We start from the raw sequence: 591 nt of genomic DNA, 5'->3' as shown, positions 1-591 counted from the left end.
CCGTTGCGGCGACCGGGAAGACCAGGCCGATGTCGGCCGGATAGACGTTCTGTCGTCGCGAAAGCCCCACTGCCCAGAGCAGACCGCGCTCGCTCAACGCCTGACGGAAAGGGCCGCTCGATCCATATCCCGCGTCGGCGAGCACGCAGCCGAACCGCACGCCCGAGGCAATGGCGCGGTCGATTTCTTCGATCGCAATCTCGGGCTTGGTCAGAGCCTTCTGTCGATCCAGCGGGACACGCGCCCGCGTCATACGCTCGACATTCCCCGTCCAGCTCTCGGGCAGAAAGAGCCGCAGACCTACCATCACCGGGACCTCGCGGGAGGCGAGCGTTACCGACACCAGCGACTGGCAGTTGGAGGTCTTGCCGAGCGAGGAGGCATATTGTGGCGCGACCCCGACAGAGTGCTGCCCCTTCTTCGGCAACGCCGTGTCATCGATGACGAGAAAGCCAGCCGGATCACCCACCAGGCGGTCCGCCTCCTTCAACAAGGCCGTCTCGAGCGGAACCCTGTCCCATACGCCGGCAGCAACGAAATGATGAAGCTGGTCGTAGCCGACATCGCCAGTACGGGCGGCCATCGGCTGCA

Annotated in this window: 1 protein-coding gene; it reads right to left on the bottom strand. The window is 65.0% G+C overall.

The features are described from left to right. On the bottom strand, positions 1–591 hold a 591-nt coding region (locus tag ACFC3J_RS22930; protein WP_375198206.1), incomplete at both ends, for an IS701 family transposase.

Origin of the sequence: Sphingobium sp. (genome assembly GCF_041987595.1) — a bacterium.
Classification (GTDB): Bacteria; Pseudomonadota; Alphaproteobacteria; order Sphingomonadales; family Sphingomonadaceae; genus Sphingobium.
This window is presented reverse-complemented; position numbering and strand designations above follow the sequence as displayed.